At 45.4% G+C, this 3,537-nt stretch carries 4 protein-coding genes; 1 reads left to right on the plus strand and 3 read right to left on the minus strand.

Annotated elements, in window-relative coordinates; genetic code table 11:
- The 3 genes from V6C93_RS04790 to V6C93_RS04800 all read right to left on the minus strand — a co-directional run.
- The coding region (locus V6C93_RS04790) for an HNH endonuclease (protein WP_333475509.1) at positions 1-322 on the minus strand (322 nt) is incomplete at its 3' end.
- 396 nt (positions 323-718) lie between these two features.
- Complete coding sequence (locus V6C93_RS04795; protein WP_333475510.1) at positions 719-925, minus strand: hypothetical protein; 207 nt, start codon at positions 923-925, stop codon at positions 719-721.
- A gap of 137 nt (positions 926-1,062) precedes the next feature.
- Positions 1,063-1,698 carry a type I restriction endonuclease subunit R gene (locus tag V6C93_RS04800; RefSeq protein WP_333475511.1) on the minus strand — a complete coding sequence of 212 codons (636 nt, stop codon included), beginning with the start codon at positions 1,696-1,698 and terminating at the stop codon, positions 1,063-1,065.
- A gap of 250 nt (positions 1,699-1,948) precedes the next feature.
- On the opposite strand from V6C93_RS04800, the gene V6C93_RS04805 reads away from it, so the two are divergent.
- On the plus strand, positions 1,949-3,537 hold a 1,589-nt coding region (locus V6C93_RS04805; RefSeq protein WP_333475512.1), incomplete at its 3' end, for a Clp protease N-terminal domain-containing protein.

A 3,537-nucleotide genomic window follows, 5' to 3' on the forward strand; every position in this document is an offset into this window, starting at 1 on the left:
TTTCATGCTTCGGTTTTGCCACTACTTCTAAAAGATTAAAAATAGATTGCTTTGATAACCGTCTGTTACTCTTGCGCCGATTACACTTAATACAACTCGGAACCCAATTATAGTAGCTGTTAATCTCAAATTCGGAGCCTAACCCATATTCAACTTTAATTTTTTCTAATTCATCAGGATTACTCAGAAGACTTTCAGGTAAAGCATGATCGATCTCTAAATCTTTGAAACGCATTATAGGGTCATCACAATGGGCACATCGTCTCTTGTGTGCTAGCCAAATAGCCATTCTTTCTATATCAGAAAACTGATATTTAGCCATAACAGAATTTAGAACATAGCTTAAGAGGATTTATAGATTAAAAGCTGACAGTTTATCTGATGTAAAAATACTCCTACAACCAATAAAAGCTATAGAGCTAAACCACGCCTATTCTTCTTTATCCAGTTCCTTAAGCTCCTCTCTATACTTCTCCACGGCTGACTGTAGGAGCATCTGAGCCATAGGAATGCCTATTCTCTCGGATATGATCTTGAGCTTTCTGTGGAGGTCATTAGGTATAGTTACCTTGAGTTGCTTATTCTTCTCGCGATCGATCGGCATCTGAACTAGGACTTAGATACCCCATAAGAATACCCTGAGTAGGCTCTATCCTCCTCAGAGTCTTTATTTCAGGACTTTGTAGGGGTTACTTAGTCCAATCAATGTATTCAAGTATTAGCACTCAATACGCCTAAGTACTGCCCTAATGTTGGCTCCTGCCTGCATGAACTTCTTACAGGGGTCGGAGTAGTAACCGTTGCTCACCTTGGCTTTGTCGGCTTTCTCTTGGCAGATAGTAGCGATTATGGCTAGGACTGTTTTGAGTCCTAGCTCATCTATCAGTATCTCCAAGTCATCTTTATTAGTGATGGGTCTATTCATAAGTTACCTTAATAGTCTAAGCAAACACCCTGAGGTAACCTCTCAGAGTGACACAGGCAATCTTAGGATACACCAAGTAGGGGCTACTAAGTCCAAAAATGCTCCTTTAAGTGTGATCTCAAGATGCGCGATCGCACTCACTCCAGCACTGCCTGTCCCAAACGTTTCAAAATCCGTAAAACCTCGCCTAACTCGTGCCGCCGAGGAAAGAGTGAAAATGTCCGGGATGCGTCATATTGGGGAACATTTCCTTGACGTAGCTTCAAAAACACAAACTCATCACCGTTTGTTGCCATGCCGAATACTGGACGTTCGCTCTGCGGACTAGCCAACATATAAGCTAGTAACTGCGGCAATGCTGCCGGAACTGGAATACTTGTCCGCTTCGACTCAACAACCAAAATCCAAAGTCGCTGCTGTACAACTAGCACATCGATAAAACCGCGAATTGTTTCTTCAGGATCGTCCAGTTCTAGTGCAATACCATAAGGCGAACGAAGGCGGAAGGGTGGATCGATAAAACCTGCAAGTTCCAATAGTGGCGAAACGACCACGAGGTTAATCGTGCCCTCTAACAACAAACCCTCAAAGCGATGATAATCATAGCGTTGCTTAATGCGATCAATGCCAACTTGTTCCCGCTCATCAAGTTCAGGTAAATCTTCAACCCACTCGCTGAAAAAGCCCTCATTGTCAGCCTGACGCAAATTACAGCGAACTTGAAGATCGCTCAAGCTCTTGATAGTGTCAGTAATTCCTACACCAGTAACCATCCGCTGCTACCTACTTGCTGCCCTTAGTCTAGCAATGAGCGATCGCATCACCGACTAGGCGCTCAGTGTGAAATGTGTCTATCAATTGCATACGATCATCATTAGAGTCCTGTTTGTAATGCTCCTGGGAGGACGGCAATACCCCGTGAGGAAGGCGGGAACACCGATCCTGCGGTAGGCAAGTAACTTTTTACAATGGCGTTAGTTAAAGAAATTATCTATCTATTGAAGAGTAACCAGACAATTCATCATGCAACCTACTAATCCTAATCAATTTACAGAAAAAGCCTGGGAAGCCATCGCGCGTACCCCAGATATTGCCAAAGCTGCTCAACAACAACAGCTGGAAAGCGAACATTTGCTCAAAGCGCTGTTGGAGCAAGATGGACTGGCTAATAGTATTTTTAATAAACTTGAAGTGCCCGTGCAGCAAGTACGCGAGGCAACGGAAAGCTTTATCCAGCGACAGCCTAAGGTTTCTGGCAGTAGTGGCTCAGTCTATCTCGGACGCAGCTTGGATGCTCTGTTAGATCGAGCAGACTCTTATCGCAAAGACTACAAAGATGAGTTCATCTCGATCGAGCATCTGATACTGGCATATCTTAAAGACGATCGCTTTGGTAAAGGCTTATTCCAAGAATTTAAACTAGATGAGAAAAAGCTCAAGAACGCGATTGACCAAATTCGAGGGAACCAGAAAGTGACCGACCAAAACCCAGAAGGCAAATACGAAGCACTGGAAAAATATGGACGCGACCTGACAGCAGCGGCTCGTGAAGGGAAGCTCGACCCCGTGATTGGGCGGGATGATGAGATTCGCCGCACCATACAGATTCTCTCACGTCGCACAAAAAATAATCCAGTACTGATTGGGGAACCTGGAGTCGGTAAAACTGCGATCGCAGAAGGGTTGGCGCAGCGTATTGTTGCCGGTGATGTTCCCGAATCTCTCAAAGACCGTAAATTAATTGCCCTAGATATGGGTGCACTGATTGCGGGTGCTAAGTTCCGAGGCGAATTTGAAGAACGTCTGAAAGCGGTACTCAAAGAAGTCACTGACTCTCGTGGTCAACTCATTCTATTTATAGATGAAATCCACACCGTTGTCGGTGCCGGTGCGACTCAAGGCGCGATGGATGCTGGCAACCTGCTCAAACCGATGTTGGCGCGAGGTGAGTTGCGGTGTATCGGTGCTACCACCCTGGATGAGTACCGCAAGTACATCGAGAAAGATGCGGCATTAGAACGCAGATTCCAGCAGGTTTATGTTGACCAGCCGAGTGTAGAAGATACGATTTCGATTCTGCGGGGACTTAAGGAGCGTTATGAACTCCACCACGGGGTGAAGATTTCTGACAGTGCTTTAGTTGCAGCTGCAACGTTATCCACTCGATATATTAGCGATCGCTTCCTGCCGGATAAAGCGATCGACCTAGTCGATGAAGCCGCCGCACGGCTGAAAATGGAGATTACCTCCAAGCCGGAAGAACTCGATGAAATTAACCGCAAAATCCTCCAATTGGAAATGGAACGCTTGTCGCTGCAAAAAGAAAGCGATCGCGCCTCGGTTGAACGGCTGGAACGACTGGAAAAAGAACTCGCCAACCTCAAAGAAGAGCAACGGACTTTAAATGCTCAGTGGCAGTCCGAAAAAGATGTACTCAACCACATTCAGAGCATTAAAGAAGAAATTGACCGAGTAAATGTGGAAATTCAGCAAGCCGAGCGCGATTACGACCTAAACAAGGCGGCTGAGTTGAAATATAGCAAATTAGCCCAGTTGCAAAAATCCCTACAAGAGGCAGAATCCCAACTAGCGGCGACCCAAACCAATGGTAA

The sequence above is a fragment of the Allocoleopsis sp. genome, assembly GCF_036703385.1.
Classification (GTDB): domain Bacteria; phylum Cyanobacteriota; class Cyanobacteriia; order Cyanobacteriales; family Coleofasciculaceae; genus Allocoleopsis.

Bases quoted from the DNA above. Each gene is read 5' to 3' on its own strand.
- V6C93_RS04795 (WP_333475510.1), bottom strand. From the start codon at position 925: ATGAATAGACCCATCACTAATAAAGATGACTTGGAGATACTGATAGAT.
- V6C93_RS04800 (WP_333475511.1), bottom strand. From the start codon at position 1,698: ATGGTTACTGGTGTAGGAATTACTGACACTATCAAGAGCTTGAGCGAT.